Below are 17862 nucleotides of genomic sequence, written 5' to 3' on the forward strand. Positions count from 1 at the left end.
TCACGGGGACACGGGGACACGGGGACACGGGGACACGGGGATGGAGGCTTTGAATTTATGATTAAAAGTTGATTTTTCACCATTTTAGTCAGAGCAAAAGGGACGCTTATTGGCGCTCAAAATCGGCAAATTTTGGTAAATTTCACAGCTTCCACAATCCCCTCATCTCCCGTTCTCCCGCTCATCGTTAATTTACAATACTTTGAAACAGCCCTGCTCCCAGGAGGGGAAGTCATATCATGTCCGGTTGAATAATTAGACAATGGTTGTCCGAAGGCAGGAGGCAGGAGGCAGGAGGCAGGAGGCAGAAGGTTTTCTCCCATTTTTACCTGAATTTTATACACAAATGGTGCTACCGGACATGATATCAGGAGTCAGAAGCAAGCCTCCAAAAACATTTCGCCTTAAAAGGGGGAGTTTATAGAACCCATTTGAGATCTATATAATTTATGGTAGTCAAGTCTTGATCACGGATCAATTTTGAGGAAAAATCAGTTATCAGGAGTGTTGAATTTTTTGTATTATTTCTCCCCACATCTTTCTTCTTCTTTCTTACCTCCTGTCTCCTGTCTCCTGTCTCCTGTCTCCTAGCTAATTTGATATTTATGAAGATACGGTTAGGGGTTCTATACCATTTTTCCATGAAGTTGCACTTAATATTAAAGATGAAAATAGTCAGCGTAATAAGGTCTGAGCAACAATTATTAAGCACATTGTTATAGAGAAATGGTATTAGACCCAATTATTTTGATAAACAAGAATTAGCCAATCTAAAAAAGTCAGCATTATTGCAGTATAAAGTGGTAGTGGGACTTATATCATGTCCGGATAATCAGTTATAAAAAAATCTTTTCCCTTTAAACTTTTCTTTCCCTTCTGCCTTCTGCCTTCTGCCTTCTGCCCTCTGCCTTCCCTCCTCCAAAGTGTAACTATTCCACCGGACATTATATTACCGAATAATTAATTATTAATAATTAATAATTAAATAATTCTGGTTTAAAGCCTCCCCTTTTAAGGGTAAAAAAAAGAAATAATATCTCCTTATCTTCAATCCTCTCGGTTTTAACCAGAGGTAATTATCAATTATCCATTATCCATTATCCATTAATGAAACATTTTCTGGGCAGAAAAATGCTTGTTTGCGCAGCATTCCGTCAAAAAAGTCAGTCTAGGCAAGGGAATTACGTCAAAGCCCTAAAAATGGCTAGAACCCTTGGTAATAAAAATTATACCTTTTCGACGTAAAAGCCTCTGGCTATCTATAATTTGAGCCTATTTTTTACTGCTTTTTTGTGTAAGTCCGGGTAGACCAATAAAGCTATATAATACTAATGCAGGATGGCGGAAATAACTGACCAGTTACAAAATCCTAAAACAATTACAAATCAATAATTTTGACTTTTGACTTTTAACTTTTGACTTTTAACTTCTGCGTAGCGGCACTAAGTACCTTAACTAAAATAATTAACATTCTGATGATTACTAACACTGTAGAAAATTCCCAAAATACCTCTTTAAGTGCAGGTGGAACTGACCCAGAATATTTTGATTGGCAAGAAGTTTGGTATCCAGTTCATTATGTAGAAGATTTAGACAAAACTAAACCTACACCCTTTACATTATTAGAACGAGATATTGTGATTTGGTGGGAAGAAAAAAACCATCAATGGCGAGTATTTGAAGACCAATGTCCTCATCGTTTAGCACCCCTTTCTCAAGGTAGAATTAATGAGGCTGGATGCTTAGAATGTCCTTACCATGGTTGGGCATTTTCAGGCAGAGGAAACTGTGAAATTATTCCTCAACAAAAAGAAGAAGGAAAAGCTGAAAAATCATCAAGAGCAACGGTTAAATCTCTACCTACAAAAGTCTGTCAAGATATTTTATTTGTCTATGCAGGAAAAGTAGAAAATGCTGCTCAAACACCTATTCCTACAGTTGATGTTTTAGATGAAAGTTCTAATGAATGGGTTTGTTTAAATACTTTTCGAGATTTACCTTATGATGCTTTAACATTAATGGAAAATGTTTTAGATTCTAGTCATATTCCTTATACTCATCATCGTAGTGTGGGAAACCGCGCCAATGTTTCTCCTGTAGAATTAGAAGTAGTAGAATCAGGAAAGTGGGGCTTTAAAGGAGTTTGGGAAGAAGGTCCGAGAAAAGGTACTTTGGGAAGACAAGAAACTACTTTTATTGCTCCTGCAATGATGTGGCATGACCTTACTTCTAAACAATTTGGTCGTACATTAACAGTTGTATATGCAACACCTATTCGGAAAGGAGAATGTCGTTTATTTGCCCGTTTTCCTTTTAAATTTTCTTCTCCATTTCCCAAATTTTTTATTCAGTTAAGCCCTCGTTGGTATTCTCATATTGGGCAAAATGGAGTATTGGAAGATGACCAAATATTTTTACATCATCAAGAACGATATTTAGAAGCAAAAGGTGGTAGTGCGAATTTTTCAAAGGCTTTTTATTTACCGACAAAAGCAGATTTATTTGTATTTGAATTGCGTTCTTGGGTGAATAAATATAATGCTCAGTTATTTCCTAATGCAACTTTAAGTCCTGCTCTTTCTTCTGAAATATTATTAGATAGATATCATTCCCATACCAAAAAATGTAGTAGTTGTCGCAATGCTTTAAAAAATTTACAACGAATCAAAATAGGAGTAATAATTGCTACTTCAGTTATGTTGACAATTATCCTATTATTACTGTTAATTTTGGAAGATTTAAATATAATTGGGATGATTTTTATGATTTTAAGTTTACCCCTTGGAGTTGTTTCTTGGTTATGGTTAAATCAATTAGAAAAACAGTTTTATCAAGGTCGAGAAATTCCCCCTAGGAATTTACCAGATAATTAGGAAATATCAAAATTTTCTTGAGCGGGGGAGTAGGGGAGTAGGGGAGTGAGGGAGTGGGGGAGAAATTAAAAAACATATATCCTCACCATTACCATGCAGGACTACCCGGGAGCAAGATGTTCCCACTGTCTATACCATTACAATGTACCAGTACCTTTAGTTCTTCCTTCTCTCCTAAATAACTAAACTCCCTTCTTTCCTAGATAACTAAACATCTTCTTCCTTCTTTTTTCCTCCTGACTCCTGACTCCTGACTTCCCCTCCTGGGAGGGGTTAGGGGTGGGTTGACTCCTGACTCCTCCATCGTTTATTTATAACTAAATACCTTCTTCCTTCTTACTTCTTACTTCTTCTTTCTTACCGAATAATTAACTAATTAATAATTAAATAATTCTGGTTTAAAGCCTCCCCTTTTAAGGGGAAAAAAAAGAAATAATATTTCCTTATATTCAATCAAGAGCGGTTTTAACCAGAGGTAATTATCAATTATCAATTATCAATTATCAATTATCAATTATCAATTATCAATTATCAATTATCAATTATCAATTATCAATTATCCATTATCCATTATCCATTATCCATTATCAATTAATGAATTCTTCCTTCTTACTTCTCTGATAACAAATGCGCTTGAAAATACTGACGATATAACTCACATCTGGGATAACATTTATTACTCTGCCATTTCACTAAACCTAAACTATCTAACTTAAAACCTAACATTCCTGTTAACTGCCCATTATAATTTTCAGAAATTACATTTTTCATCGCTTCAGCTAACTCCGGATATTCTTCTAAATTCCACAAATGTCGTCGTAAATGGTCGCTATAAATTCCAGTTTCAGCAGTTACATTTTCCGGCAACTCTTCCAGAGTTAAATCCTGTTTAGAAATATGATATAAAGCTACCCTAACTAAATAAGGATGCCCGCCAACAATTGCCATTAATTTATCAACTTCTGACTCAGACCAATTCAAATTATGTCGCGATGCTAAATCCCGAACTTGTTGTGGATTAAACTCTGGTAAATCTATAGGCAATCCTACATTAAAAGGAGATTGATTAATATTCATGGGAATATAAACTTCCGTAGAATGTACTACCAATAATCGCAATTTTTTCCAAATAACTCGTCGCTTTGATTCCTCATGCCAAGCTCGTAATAATCCCAAAAAATCTTCCGCAATATCAGGATATTGAAAAACTCTATCAATTTCATCTAAACCCAACACCAAAGGATTATCTATTTGAGCTAATAAATACTTCTCAAAATAATCCTTACAATTAACTTTACTACCAAAAATATCATCCCAATAATCATCTAATTGATTAGGCAAACGTAACTCTCGCCCCACATAAGCACAAAACCATTTTAAGAACTTATCAAGATTACTAAAAACCTCTTTATCTACTAACTGAAAACTCAAAGGTACAGTCCGATATCCTTCCAACGTAGCATGGTGTAAAATTCTCGCCATTAAAGAAGTTTTACCCATCTGTCGTGGCGCTTTAATTCTAACCAACCCACTTGGTTGCAAAATAGCTTGATAACAACGTTCTTCAATAGGCGGACGCTCAATATAAAAAGTAGATGCCACATCAATTTGTCCCCCCGGTATTTCAGGTTCAGCAGAGGGCAAAGGAGCGCTATTTGTTGATGTAATGCTACTAACTTCTTCCGCAGGTAAAGTCTCTTGTTCCTCCTCTACTTCCGGCGCAATATTCTCCGGTGGGGTAGCCAACAGAGTCAAAACTTCTTTCAGAATAACCACACTATCTTCAGGCGATCGCCACTCCCGTTGTTGAATGCGATAGAGATAACCCCGTAGATCGTGGTTGAGGGGTGTACTCAGGGAAAACCCTACCCTTATCGGCAAAATTACAGGTTTACGGTTAGGTCGGGAAAATTGTAACTCCCTTGCCAGTTGTACTTGATAAGTAAGCAACTCACTTTGTACCGACTGGGGAGGCAAAAATAACAGTAAGTAGTCACACCGTTTCAACTCTTCATTAATACGCCGAAACCAATTTTCTCCCAGACGGATGCTATCGCCTGCCATAAAAACTTGATGGCCAGCAGCAGTCAGAGCAGTTTCAAACTGTCGCGCCAATTCTAGATCCGGGTCTTGACTGCAATAACTGATGAAAACTTGGGAACTATTGTGACTTACTATTTCTTCGTTATTGAGTAGTGGTAAAAGTTCTCCTAGAGGTTCTGTTTCACTTGAAGTTTGACCCTGTTTTCCCGAACGGTGGTCTGCTTCATCCAATGTCAGACCAAAGGAAGCAAAAAGCTGTTGAATTTTACTCAGGTCTGCACCCACTCGCCCTTGTCTAATTTTACTGATGGTGTCGGAACCGACTCCAGACTCAGCTTCAATTTCTGAAAGAGTAGCTCTGAGGTTGTACCGTTGTTTCCATTCTTCAATAGCTTCATTCAGTTTTTTCAGTCCAGAAGTTGTGAGAATTCGTCCGCGATCGCGCCTTGATTTTTTTTCCACTGTTTTTCCCTTATTATAATTTTATTGTTACAACGGTTTCCGTTGTTATGAGGTACACTTGTCGCGGGCAAGATGCCCGCACTACCATGATTTTACTATTCAAGCTTGTACCTCATTTGCCCGAAATATGCTGTATTTATTATTGTAAATGATTTTCACCAACTATCAGCTTTTCTGTTCCGGAATACTTTTGTAATGATTTTCACCAACTATCAGCTTTTCTGTTCCGGAATACTTTTGTAATGATTTTCACCAACTATCAGCTTTTCTGTTCCGGAATACTTTTGTAATGATTTTCACCAACTATCAGTTTTTCTGTTCCGGAATACTTTTGTAATGATTTTCACCAACTATCAGCTTTTCTGTTCCGGAATACTTTTGTAATGATTTTCACCAACTATCAGCTTTTCTGTTCCGGAATACTTTTCTACAGAATGCTACGCAAACGCAAATAGCTGTCAGCTAAAAATTCAAGGGTTTAAGTCCAGCACTATATTTGAAAAAGCGTGTGGTGTGTGTTAATAGGGGATTCAAACCTCCATTATACACCTTGAGAAGCTGATAGCTGATAGCTGATTGCTGAGTGCTACTTTTATGAGGTACACCTGTCGCGGGCAAGATGCCCGCACTACAATGATTTTACTATTCAAGCTTGTACCTCATTTGCCCGAAATATGCTGTATTTATTATTGTAAATGATTTTAACTAACCTATTGCAGGATGGCGGAAATAACTAATATCATGTCCGGTTGAATAGTTAGACTTTGGCGGTCCGAAGGCAGGAGGCAGGAGGCAGGAGGCAGAAGGTTTTCTCAAGAGTGTCACCTTAATTTTATACACGCTCCGATGCTACCGGACATAATATAACCAGTTACAAAATCCTAAAAGCCTTACTAAGTAGGGCTTGCTGATTAAATATAAAAGTCTTTACTGATATTGGTTTTAGGCTTTTTAGGTAGTGAAAAAGTACCCCTGAACTCCCCTAAGAATGCTCAAAAATTGAGTATTTGGGTAAGAATAGGGTAGACTTGGGCCTGGGATAATTTTTCTTTTGTATGTCTTCTACAACCCCTGATTCCTCTTGAGTTTTCACTACTCCCTACTCCCCTCCTGGGAGGGGCGAGGGGTGGGTCCCTACTCCCTGTCGAGCGCAAAAAGACTTTTTCAGCAAGCCCTAAGTAATACTTTTGACTTTTAACTTTTGACTTTTAACTTCCGCCTAGCGACACTATCAGCTTTTCTGTTCTGAAATACTTTTCTACAGAATGCTACGCAAACGCAAATAGCTGTCAGCTAAAAATTCAAGGGTTTAAGTCCAGCACTATATTTGAAAAAGCGTGTGGTGTGTGTTAATAGGGGATTCAAACCTTCATTATACATCTTGAGAAGCTGATAGCTGATAGCTGATTGCTGAGTGCTACTTTAGCGAAGATAGCTAAATTTTTCTAATTTAAGGAAGTTAACTAATTAACAACATTTTAACCGCTTTTCTCTGGAAACTATACTGCCTCACATAATTGACACTTTTCTATATTTTTTTACAGCTTGTTTAATTAAAATCCTAATATTCTCTACAAAAAAAAGCCGATTTCTTTAAAGTATTTATATAAACACAAAACAGGGAGCAAGCCAATGAAAAATATTTTTAATCGTTCAATTTTAACTATTTTTAGCACAATATTTTTTACTATTAATACTGTTACCCCTGCCCAAGCAAATTTTACTTTTGATGAGGTAGAAATCGACCAAAATCAAGTTATTGCCACGGCAATGCCTCTGAGCGATCTAAACGGATATTCTGGTTATCAACTGATTATTTTAGAGCAGCGTTCTAATCAAAGACCTTGCTGGAGTGAAAGTGAAGCAGGATTATATCCAATTTTAGTTGAGCCTTTGTTGTTAGACTTTAATTTTTCTGGTATTTGTGGAAGAGCTACTGATAGTAATGGTTACTCAATTCGGGTAGATGGTAATGATTTATCAGTTAGTCATAGATTAATTTTGCAAAACGTTGGTGGTGAAATTAAATTATTTGGCATTTCCTTGACAGGAGATAAAAAATTGATTGGTAGAAGTCGCGGACTTAGTAATGGAATGATGAAAATTTTTCTAGAACCTGGTTGGCAATTTACCAAACGTAGTTATCAAGGAAAAGTTCTTGGTCATTTTTATTTTAGTTATGATAGTTTTGCTGCTAAACAAGCTGAAGTTGAACAAAGAATATCTGAGATTGAGGCTCAAATTCCAGATAGTTTAGAGTTTTATGATAATACAAATTCAGCAATAGCAGAAGGTTCTTAACGAAGTCAGAAGTCAGAAGTTAACCCACCCCTAATATCAAATCCGGTTAAACAGCCATAGAATGGTTAAGTCTTTAGAATTCAGCAATTCTGCAATTCAGAATTCAGGAGAAGAAAGATAAGACAAGATGAGCGTAGTTATGACAATTGGATAATTTTTTTATGTCCAATTAAGCGGATTTGATATAACCCCTCCCAGGAGGGGGATGCGTGAGCAACTCTCCAAAAATATTTCGCCTTAAAAGGCGGGGTTTTAGACCTATATTATTTTGATAAACTGAAGATTCATAAATTACAGAAGTATTTTTTAATATACCTAGAAAAATGTAGATTCAATACACAATATAGATTTTTAAAATGGATGAATTAATTGCTAAATTTTATCAATTTCAATTAATTTATAATACCAATTTTAAAAAAAAATGTTACGAACAATAAGTCCAATAAAAATATTTTGCAGGAAATGCAATTTGACAAAAAATGAGGATTTACGACATAAAAACTGGCATTAAATCTATTCATTCTGACTTCTAAATTCTGAATACTGGATTCTAAGAATACCCTAGCTATTTGTAGCAAACATTTATTAAAATGGTATGACTATTAATAAAATAAGAAATTAGCAAATATTTTATCGATGGTAACTAGATTTAAAATTCAGTAGATAGCTAGAAAAATTTTTACCGCCCTACTTTCTAATTGATCAAATAGTTGTAGAAGCAAAAGGCACGGACATATCAAAAGCTTAAAACTCACACAACGCAAGACTTTTCCTTCTTCCTTCTTTCTTCTTCCTTCTTTCTTCTGCTATACATTAAAATTTTCTTTCACAAAATCAATAAAAAACCATGAAAATCAGACTTATGAACCATAGAAAAATCCATAAACAATCTCAGAAAGAATTGAATAATTTAGAAACATTATTAACTTTAATTGGTCTAGATTTAGTCATTCAAGAAACAGAGTATTTTACAGGAGATGATTGGTTGCCTTTATGTAACGATATTGATAGTGGAGAAATTTATCGGGACTGGTTTATTTGGCAAGATACAGAAGTTACTCAAGAATGGGAAGCTTACGATCATATTACCAATCAACGAATTATTGACAGTAACTTAACTAGATTAACAGCAAAAATAGATCGAATAGAAAACCAGAGAAACTTACAAGAATTCAATAGGGTGCGTTAATGAAATGTAACACATCATCAAAATTACAATAAATTAGGAAATTAATTATGACAGGATTAGAAATAATAATTTTTGCTATAGTACCAAGTATTGCTTGGGGAATAGGAATTGTATTTGCTTTTCCTCCTGATGATATTAATCATTATTAAAATTCAAAAATAAGTTAGTCCAGTAGGGTGCATTAATGAAATGTAACGCACCATCTATTAATCTTAATTTTCGGTGTGTTACTACTACGCAAATAAGTCAGTCCAGTAGGGTGCGTTAATGAAATGTAACGCACCATCTATAATCTTAATTTTCGGTGTGTTACTAGGCAAATAGGTTAGTCCAGTAGGGTGCGTTAATGAAATGTAACGCACCATCTATAATCTTAATTTTCGGTGTGTTACTACTACGCAAACAGGTTAGTCCAGTAGGGTGCATTAATGAAATGTAATATCATGTCCGGTTGAACAGTTATAAATAAATAACGGCGGAGGAGTCAGGAGTCAGGAGGGAAGAAAGAAGAAGGAAGAAGGAAGAAGAAGAACTGGAGTTGAAGGAGAAAGTTTTTTGATCACGCTATTATCCGGACATGATATAACGTACCATCTATAATCTTAATTTTCGCTCAGTTACGCTGCCGCTAACACACCCTACTGGCGCATCTAGGCTAAAATTGTGGGTAAAATTAACCCTCAGAATCCCCCCCAACCCCCCTTGGAAAGGGGGGAGAAGTCTATATTTTCTAATATCATGTTCGGATAATCAGTTATAAAAAAAACTTTATCCCTTTTAACCCTTTCTTCCCTTCTGCCTCCCCCTCCTGGGAGGGGTTAGGGGTGGGTTGCCTAGCTGCCTTCCTTCCTCCAAAGTGTAAGTATTCAACCGAACATGATATAACACACTGTTTTAAGCTTGACACGCCACTACTACATCTGAATTATTAATTATTAATTATTAATTATTAATTATCAATCGGTGTTCCATCCCCAGAAAAGATAAAACTCGCCCAATAATAAGGATGTTGATATTCTCCCTCCTTCAACCAATCTCGCTGAATTTCCAGCAAAGCATCCCTGCGTCCTTTTCCTGCTTTCAATCCCTGATAATAAGCTACCATCAAATCTTTTGTGGCCTCATCTTCTACTTTCCACAGACTAATCATTTGACTTTCACTGCCTGCAATAACGAAAGCACGACGTAATCCATAAATTCCTTCCCCGGCGCTAATATCTCCTATTCCTGTATCGCAAGCGGATAATACTACTAATTGAGTGCCAACGAGATTTAAGAGGGTGGCTTCATAAGCGGTAAAAACTCCATCATCTCCTCCACTCTGTTGTTTTTCCACTCCGGCAAACACTAACCCAGAACGAAATAGGGGATTATCAAAATTGGTTGAGTTTTCTGATGTAGGTTTGGATAAAAAGAATCCATGAGTGGCAATATGGAGGAAGTCGGGATTTTTGACTTGTTTGAGAGCGTTTTCTGTGGCTTTGGTTTTGGTTAACATTAGAGCTTCTGGGAATAGTTGACTAATGGTTTCTGCTTCTTTTTGTGTGCCTCCCAGGGGTAGAAATACGAAATCGGATAAGTCTATGGAACGGTAATTTTCCAGGGCGACTTTTTCTCCCTGTTGTTGATATTTGGGGTTGGCGATGACTAGGGGAGTTTGTCGGTTATTTTTGGGGTTTTGTCTGAGCAAGTCGCGTCCAGAGGTGAGATAGGTGATTTGATAATTTTCGACTAAATATTGGTTGTTTTCATCCACTAATGCTTCAAAGGGGATGAGGTTGAGAGCAGCATCGGGAGATAAGAGAATGGTTTTGGTATCTCCCAAGAGTTGGCGTACTGGCTGCATTACCATTTCATCGAGTTTTCTGGCAGAACGTTGGAGTTGTTCGAGAGGAACGTTGGAGTTCCGGAGGTATTTGCGTAATTTTTCTACTGTTTTGTCGATGGGTTCTGCTTCTCCTAAGTCGATGGCTTGGGGTTCCCCTGTTTGATAGAGAATATAAGCAGCATAGCGAGGTTTGCCAAAGCGCTCATTTTCGCGTGCTTTAGGATTAAATGGTTGATAGCGGACTAATTCTACTAAAGCAGTGTCAGCAGGAATTTGTTGTTGAATCTTTTCAAGGGTAATGGTTTGAGATAAATTGCCAAACTCAGCACTACGGCTACTCAGTTTGCCTGCGAGTTCTTTTATTTCTTTTTCCTGGTTGGCGAGTAGTTCGCGGTAAACTTCGGGGGAAGGAAAATCTTCTGGCTTTTTAAAGATCAGGTTAGAAAGTTGAGTGCGTTTAACGATGAGTTGATTCAATAATTCCTGAGTGTCAGAGTCATCAGTACGCTGGCGGAGAATTTGTAGGCTGTTTGTGAGAACATCCAGGATGCGTCCTTTGCGCTCAAAGATAGTTTTAAGTGCTAGACGAGTTGCTTCTGAGTTATTGAGTGCAGACTGGAGATTGAGAGAAATGGTTAAATCAGTCCATCCTGAAATTTTCCTCATGTACTCCTGTTTCTGGCGTTCATCACCTGCCACTAAGTTTTGAGACAGATTATATTCTTCCACTGCAAGTCCTTGGCTTAAAAATTTCACAGCATTGGTTGTCTTGCTTTGTGAGTAGTAAAGTCCTGCCAGATTGTTCAGAATCCCTGCCACATAGGGGTGATTATCTCCTAATTTTTCCTTTGTGATAGCCAAGGACTGTTGATAGAGAGGTTCCGCTTCTGTGTATCTCCCTTGTGAGTAGTAAAGCAATGCCAGATTATTCAAAGTCGTTGTTACATTAGGGTGATTGTCTCCTAATTTTTCCTTTGTGATAGCCAAGGACTTTTGATAGAGAGGTTCCGCTTCTGTGTATCTCCCTTGTGAGTAGTAAAGTAATGCCAGATTTTCCAGAGTTGTTGCCGCATCGGGGTGATTATCTCCTAATTTTTCCTTAAATATAGCTAAGGACTGTTGATATAGAGGTTCCGCTTCTGTGTACCTCCCTTGAGATTTGTAAAGTCCTGCCAGATTGTTCAGACTGTTTGCCACATCGGGGTGATTATCTTCTAATATTTCCTTCCGGATAGCTAAGGACTGTTGAAAGAGAGGTTCCGCTTCTGTGTATCTCCCTTGTGATCTGTAAAGTTCTGCCAGATTGTTCAGACTGTTTGCCACATCGGGGTGATTATCTTCTAATTTTTCCTTTCTGATATCTAAGGACTCTTTATAGAGAGGTTCGGCTTCTATGTATCTCCCTTGTGATCTGTAAAGTTCTGCCAGATTGTTCAGACTGTTTGCCACATCGGGGTGATAGTCTCCTAATTTTTCCTTTCTAATAGCTAAGGACTGTTGGAAGAGAGGTTCGGCTTCTGTGTATCTCCCTTGTAAGCTGTAAAGTGCTGCCAGATTGTTCAGACTTTGTGCAACACTGGGGTGATTATCTCCTAATTTTTCCTTTTTGATAGCTAAGGACTCTTTATTAAGGGGTTCAGCTTCTGTGTATCTCCCAAGAGATTGGTAAAGCAATGCCAGATTGCTCAGACTCGCTGCCACATCGGGGTGATAGTCTCCTAATTTTTCCTTTATGATAGCTAAGGATTCTTTATAGAGAGCTTCGGCTTCTGTGTATCTCCCAAGAGATTGGTAAAGCAATGCCAGATTGTTCAGACTCTTTGCCACATCGGGGTGATAGTCTCCTAATTTTTCCTTTCTGATATCTAAGGACTGTTGATGGAGGAGTTCGGCTTCTGTGTATCTCCCTTGTAAGCTGTAAAGTTCTGCCAGATTGTTCAGACTTGTTGCCACATCGAGGTGATTATCTCCTAATTTTTCCTTTCTGATATCTAAGGACTTTTTATAAAGAGGTTCGGCTTCTGTGTATCTCCCAAGAGATTGGTAAAGCAATGCCAGATTGTTCAGACTCGTTGCCACAGAGGGGTGATTATCTTCTAATATTTGATTTTTGATATCTAAGGACTCTTTATAGAGAGGTTCGGCTTCTGTGTATCTCCCTTGTAACCTGTAAAGTCCTGCCAGATTATTCAGACTCGTTGCCACTAAGGGGTGATTATCTCCTAATATTTCCTTTCTGATAGCTAAGGACTCTTTATAGAGAGGTTCGGCTTCTGTGTATCTCCCTTGTAAGCTGTAAAGTCGTGCCAGATTGTTCAGACTGGTTGCCACATCGGGGTGCTTGTCTCCTAATATTTCCTTTCTAATAGCTAAGGACTCTTTATAGAGAGGTTCGGCTTCTGTGTATCTCCCAAGAGATTTGTAAAGTAATGCCAGATTGTTCAGACTGGTTGCCACATCGGGGTGCTTGTCTCCTAATATTTCCTTTCTAATAGCTAAGGACTCTTTATAGAGAGGTTCGGCTTCTGTGTATCTCCCTTGTAAGCTGTAAAGTCGTGCCAGATTGTTCAGACTTTGTGCAACAAAGCCGTGCTTGTCTCCTAATATTTCCTTTATGATAGCTAAGGACTCTTTATAGAGAGGTTCGGCTTCTGTGTATCTCCCTTGTAAAATGTAAAGTCGTGCCAGATCGTTCAGACTTTGTGCAACAAAGCCGTGCTTGTCTCCTAATATTTCCTTTATGATAGCTAAGGACTCTTTATAGAGAGGTTCGGCTTCTGTGTATCTTCCTTGTAAGCTATAAAGTCCTGCCAGAATGTTCAGACTGGTTGCCACATCGGGGTGCTTGTCTCCAAGTACCTTTTTGTAAATCTCTAAGGCTTTCTCTGCCAAGGAAATAGCTTCAGCATACTTGCCTTGCTGATACAACTGAACAGCCTGCTGATTTAATCTCTCAGCCTCCGCTAACTCATCTTCCTCTGAAACCTGAGACAATGCTTGCTCCACAATAGGCACTGGCATCCCTACCCAAAAACCAGTCACCCCAACAACAGCAACCACAGACGATATAGATAACTTGATCAAACACTTTTTCATAATCAATCCTTCCCTAAAACATCATTTATTAGTTCTTCATCTTCCTTATTTAGCCGCTTGCCTAACACTAAATAATTTACTCTTGCCTTCTCCAACCACTCTGCCGCCTCATCCCTATTACCTAACACATACTCTACCACCCCTAATCCCAATTGCATCATCGCCTTAACTTCACTCCTCTCCTCCTCCACAGTCAACGCCAACCCTTGCTGATAAACCTTCTTCGCCATTAAATTTAATCCTACCCGCTGGTAAGTATCTCCCAACAACTGATAAACCGTTGCCGTCCGACTACCAGATTTGACTAACCCTTCCAACACCTCAATAGCCTCAAAATTTAATCTATTCCCTCGGTAAAAATAGGCTAAAATCAACCCTTCTTGCTCCTGACTTAACTCCTGCTGGTTAATAACCGCCACTTGTTCCCGCAAAACCTTTGCTTCCTCATCCTTTAAGACAAAAAACCAACCATAGTTATGATTAAGATATTCGTTCGTAGAAGTAATCCCACTATCAGCAGATACTTCAACGTCAAACCAACGCCCAGACACCAACTTGCCATCATAAACAATTTGGTTTTCCTTCGTTTCTCCTTCCCACTCTCCTTCTAAACCTTCAACCTTAACTGTATAATTAGTTGCCCCAGAAACTTCATTCCAGCGAATAGTTAATGAGTCATTGAAAACCGTAGTATAGCGAGGACTAATTAGAAAAGGCAATTCTTTTAGCTTTTCTTCTCTTAAACCAGGGAAACGGATTGTCTGGTTATTACAATCTGGGCACAATCTAATAACACCCTTCCCTTCAGGACATCCCTCAGAAACAAAATATGTTCCTGGTTTCTCCACTTTCCATTTATTGCGATCGCTACAATAAACCGTCACCGAAGCATTATTTCCCAGCATAACTTCATCCTCACCACTAAGAGTAGTAACAGACTCAGCTTGAATAAAATCCTTCCATTCTGCCTTTTTGACTTGGACATTCCCCAAAAAATCAATAAGCAAATGAATGGGAGTACTTAATACAGGCGTTGCCCATCCTATAATTATTAAGGTTAATGTAGCCTGAATTTTCCGTTTCCAATTGAGTTTCATCATGATTAATAATTAAAGTTTAAGTAGGTAAGTGAAGAAATTTACAAGCACGTCATTGCGACTGGAGCGGAGCGGAAGGAAGCAATCTCAAGGGTTTCAACTGCTTTAACATTTCGTTACATAGTGACGTTTATTCGCGCCTACCTACTTAATGACAACCTCTTGGCTTTCCTTATAGACTCCTGGCCACCTCAAACTGTCATTGCGAGGGGGGCTCAGAAAGCAGTTATGTCAGTTTGACAACCGTTAACCCCCCCGTGGCAATCTCTGACAACCTCAAACTGTCATTGCGAAAGGGGCTGAGAAAGCAGTTATGTCAGCTTGCCAACCGTTAACCCCCCCCGTGGCAATCTCTGACAACCTTAAACTGTCATTGCGAGGGGGGCTGAGAAAGCAGTTATGTCAGCTTGCCAACCGTTAACCCCCCCGTGGCAATCTCTGAGATTACTTCGGCTAAGTTAATACTTTCTGCAGAAGGTTAACTGTTTATATTACCGCCTCGCAATGACAACCTCTTGGCTTTCTTTCACCTCCGTGGCAATCTCTGAGATTACTTCGGCTAAGTTAATATTTTCTCCAGAAGGTTAACTGTTTATATTACCGCCTCGCAATGACAACTTCTTGGCTTTCTTTCACCTCCGTGGCAATCTCGGAGATTGCTTCGGCTAAGTTAATACTTTCTGCAGAAGGTTAACTGTTTATATTACCGCCTCGCAATGACAACTTCTTGCTTTCTTTTCTTCAAACAATGTAATTGTTAATTTTTAATTTTTAATTGTTGTTCAACTTCATATAACCATTCATACTCTTCAGAATTAATACTCTCACCCGCAGCTAGACGAGATTTGATTAATTGACGACATTGTTGCCAATTTTCTTTGACTTCAGAGAGTGGTTTACCTGTCTTTAACAAGACTTGACTATAGATGCAAAAAGCTGCCCCTGGATTTCGGATATATCTCTGATATTCAGGATTTTTAGCAATGGCCATTGCCAGCAAAAGACTAGAAATAGCATTATCGTATCGCTTTTGCTTAAATCTTGCCCAACCTAAATTTTTAAATATGCTATATTTTTGAGTCTGAAAATTCAACTTTTCCCTATCCGTTAACTGCTCAAAATTCTCTTCTTTTTCCTCTAAAAGCTGCAAACCTTGATTCAGCAAATCTATCGCTTCCCCATTCTTATTTTCCCGAATATACCAATAAGCAAGATTATTATAGGCATCCAAAAATCCACCTTTAGCCGCAATTATGTATTGTTTCTTAGCGTTAGAAAAATCTTGTAATTCTTCATAGATGGTTGCCAACTTATAACGAGCATCTAAATTATCAGAATCCAACTTAATTGCTTGTAAATATTTCTCTTCTGCCGAGGCTAATTTTTCCTGGTCTTGTAATTTTTGACCTGCCAGTTTGTAGCGATTAGAAATAGATGACAAATTCAACCAAATTACTAACAGTAATCCTGTCATTAATAAACTAGAAACAAGCTTTGCCTCCTCGTGAAAATATTGAGGAATTTTGACTTTATCTAAAAGTTTATCGAACCCTTTTTTTCCCGTTTCTGTTAACTCACTTTGAGCTTGCAGTAAAGATAAAATACTAGGAATAGCAATAGTTACTGCACCCCCTAACCCAGAACCACTACTCAGAAAAAGACTAGCCAAAGTTCCTAAAAGAGTTAAATTTCCCGTCCAAACAATAACTCTGATTACTCTCACCAACCAGTCAAAACGATTCCAAGGGTGGGATTTTTTTGCTTTTTCCTCTACAATATTATCTAAATACCACCACCAAGCATCGCGGGTTTTGGGGAAATTTTCTCGATATTCAGCTAAGTTAATATCTTGAATTAATCCATCAGCATTTTCTCTAAGTTTTCTATCTAATTCTTCAATTCTTAATATTGCAGAAGCAGAGGGTTTAATTTTATTTGATAATGCTTTATGAAGAGCATCCCTGGTTAATAAAATTTCGATAACTTCCTGTCTCAATAGGGGAGTATTAGAGGAATTTAATTTGTCTAATGCTTTTTCTAAAATCCTTTGATAATAGTCTAAAAAATCAAAAATCGAAACTTTCATCCCCTAACATTCCTCCGAATACCGACAGCTTTTCTTAGAAATAACATTCATCTAGTTCTTATCAACAAGTTATTGATAGCAACTTAACTAGATTAACAGCAAAAATCGATCGAATAGAAAACCAGAGAAACTTACAAATAAATAATTACAGCAATTTCGGAGTTAGTGAGGTACAAAATTTTATTTAGTAATTTTGGCAGTTCAAGCATCCTGCTTGTTACAGGCTAGAAGCCTGAACTGCAAAGATAGAGATTAATCTTCAACTGTACCTCACCATCCTCAAAAGTGCTGTATAGCGCTACGCGCTAGGCAACAGGCAACAGTAAATTGTGAGTGGGTTTGGTGGATTTAGGAATGTCCTAACCTAAACTTGTAGCGCTATAATTGAGGAAGGAAAAAGGAAAAGTTTTACTCATCAATTCTTTCTCTGATTCCTAGAACTCATACCTGAATTATGAGGGAGCGTTAGCATATCCTATAGGATAACCATTTCGTCACTGATTGCGGACACTCTTAAAGATGAAATGCCATACCTTGAAGAATAGTTTTTTGAAAGCGATCGCTAATTTTTGAGTTAAACTGCTGCTGTGGGTTAAGAGCTATTTTGGCAGCTATTGCTGCTGCTGAAATGGGAACTTCTTGAAGTGTCAAATGTAGACTATAAGGCAATACGGTTTCCTACGGAATGCTGTGCAAACAGTTAACGAAGTCAGAAGTCAGAAGTCAGAAGTTAACCCACTCCTGCCCCTCCCAGGAGGGGAGCCAGGAGGGGAAGTCGGGGATTTGAGCAAGGCTCCAAAAATATTACGCCTTAAAAGGCGGGTTTTTAAACCCATATTATTTTGATAAGACCAAAACTCATAAGACATAGATCTATAGATCTATAT

General features: G+C 37.9%; 8 protein-coding genes. 3 read left to right on the top strand and 5 right to left on the bottom strand.

From position 1 onward, the window contains the following. Positions 1-1475: 1475 nt before the first annotated feature. The gene (locus F6K54_RS22455; protein WP_293082156.1) at positions 1476-2873 is read left to right on the top strand and encodes a Rieske 2Fe-2S domain-containing protein; all 1398 of its coding nucleotides are present in this window, start codon (positions 1476-1478) and stop codon (positions 2871-2873) included. A 609-nt stretch (positions 2874-3482) separates the two neighbouring features. Here the strand turns inward: F6K54_RS22455 and F6K54_RS22460 are convergent. Further along, on the bottom strand, positions 3483-5378 hold the full coding sequence (locus F6K54_RS22460; protein WP_293082159.1) for an AAA-like domain-containing protein: 1896 nt from the start codon (positions 5376-5378) through the stop codon (positions 3483-3485). A gap of 1632 nt (positions 5379-7010) precedes the next feature. On the opposite strand from F6K54_RS22460, the gene F6K54_RS22465 reads away from it, so the two are divergent. After that, positions 7011-7679, top strand: coding sequence for a DUF3747 domain-containing protein (locus F6K54_RS22465; protein ID WP_293082161.1), 669 nt, complete (start codon positions 7011-7013; stop codon positions 7677-7679). 847 nt (positions 7680-8526) lie between these two features. Then, positions 8527-8868 carry a hypothetical protein gene (locus tag F6K54_RS22470; RefSeq protein WP_293082162.1) on the top strand — a complete coding sequence of 114 codons (342 nt, stop codon included), beginning with the start codon at positions 8527-8529 and terminating at the stop codon, positions 8866-8868. A gap of 949 nt (positions 8869-9817) precedes the next feature. Here the strand turns inward: F6K54_RS22470 and F6K54_RS22475 are convergent. From F6K54_RS22475 to F6K54_RS22490, 4 genes are all read right to left on the bottom strand, one after another. Next, positions 9818-13792: a tetratricopeptide repeat protein gene (locus F6K54_RS22475; RefSeq protein ID WP_293082164.1), complete on the bottom strand. Its 3975-nt coding sequence runs from the start codon at positions 13790-13792 to the stop codon at positions 9818-9820. Positions 13793-13794: 2 nt separating this feature from the next. Next, positions 13795-14892 carry a lipopolysaccharide assembly protein LapB gene (locus F6K54_RS22480; RefSeq protein ID WP_293082167.1) on the bottom strand — a complete coding sequence of 366 codons (1098 nt, stop codon included), beginning with the start codon at positions 14890-14892 and terminating at the stop codon, positions 13795-13797. A gap of 754 nt (positions 14893-15646) precedes the next feature. Then, positions 15647-16975 carry a hypothetical protein gene (locus F6K54_RS22485; protein WP_293082169.1) on the bottom strand — a complete coding sequence of 443 codons (1329 nt, stop codon included), beginning with the start codon at positions 16973-16975 and terminating at the stop codon, positions 15647-15649. A 513-nt stretch (positions 16976-17488) separates the two neighbouring features. Then, a complete protein-coding gene (locus F6K54_RS22490) occupies positions 17489-17644 on the bottom strand; it encodes a hypothetical protein (protein ID WP_293082171.1) in 156 nt (51 codons plus the stop codon). Positions 17645-17862: the final 218 nt, after the last annotated feature.

It is taken from the genome of Okeania sp. SIO3B5, from assembly GCF_010692555.1.
Classification (GTDB): Bacteria; Cyanobacteriota; Cyanobacteriia; order Cyanobacteriales; family Microcoleaceae; genus Okeania.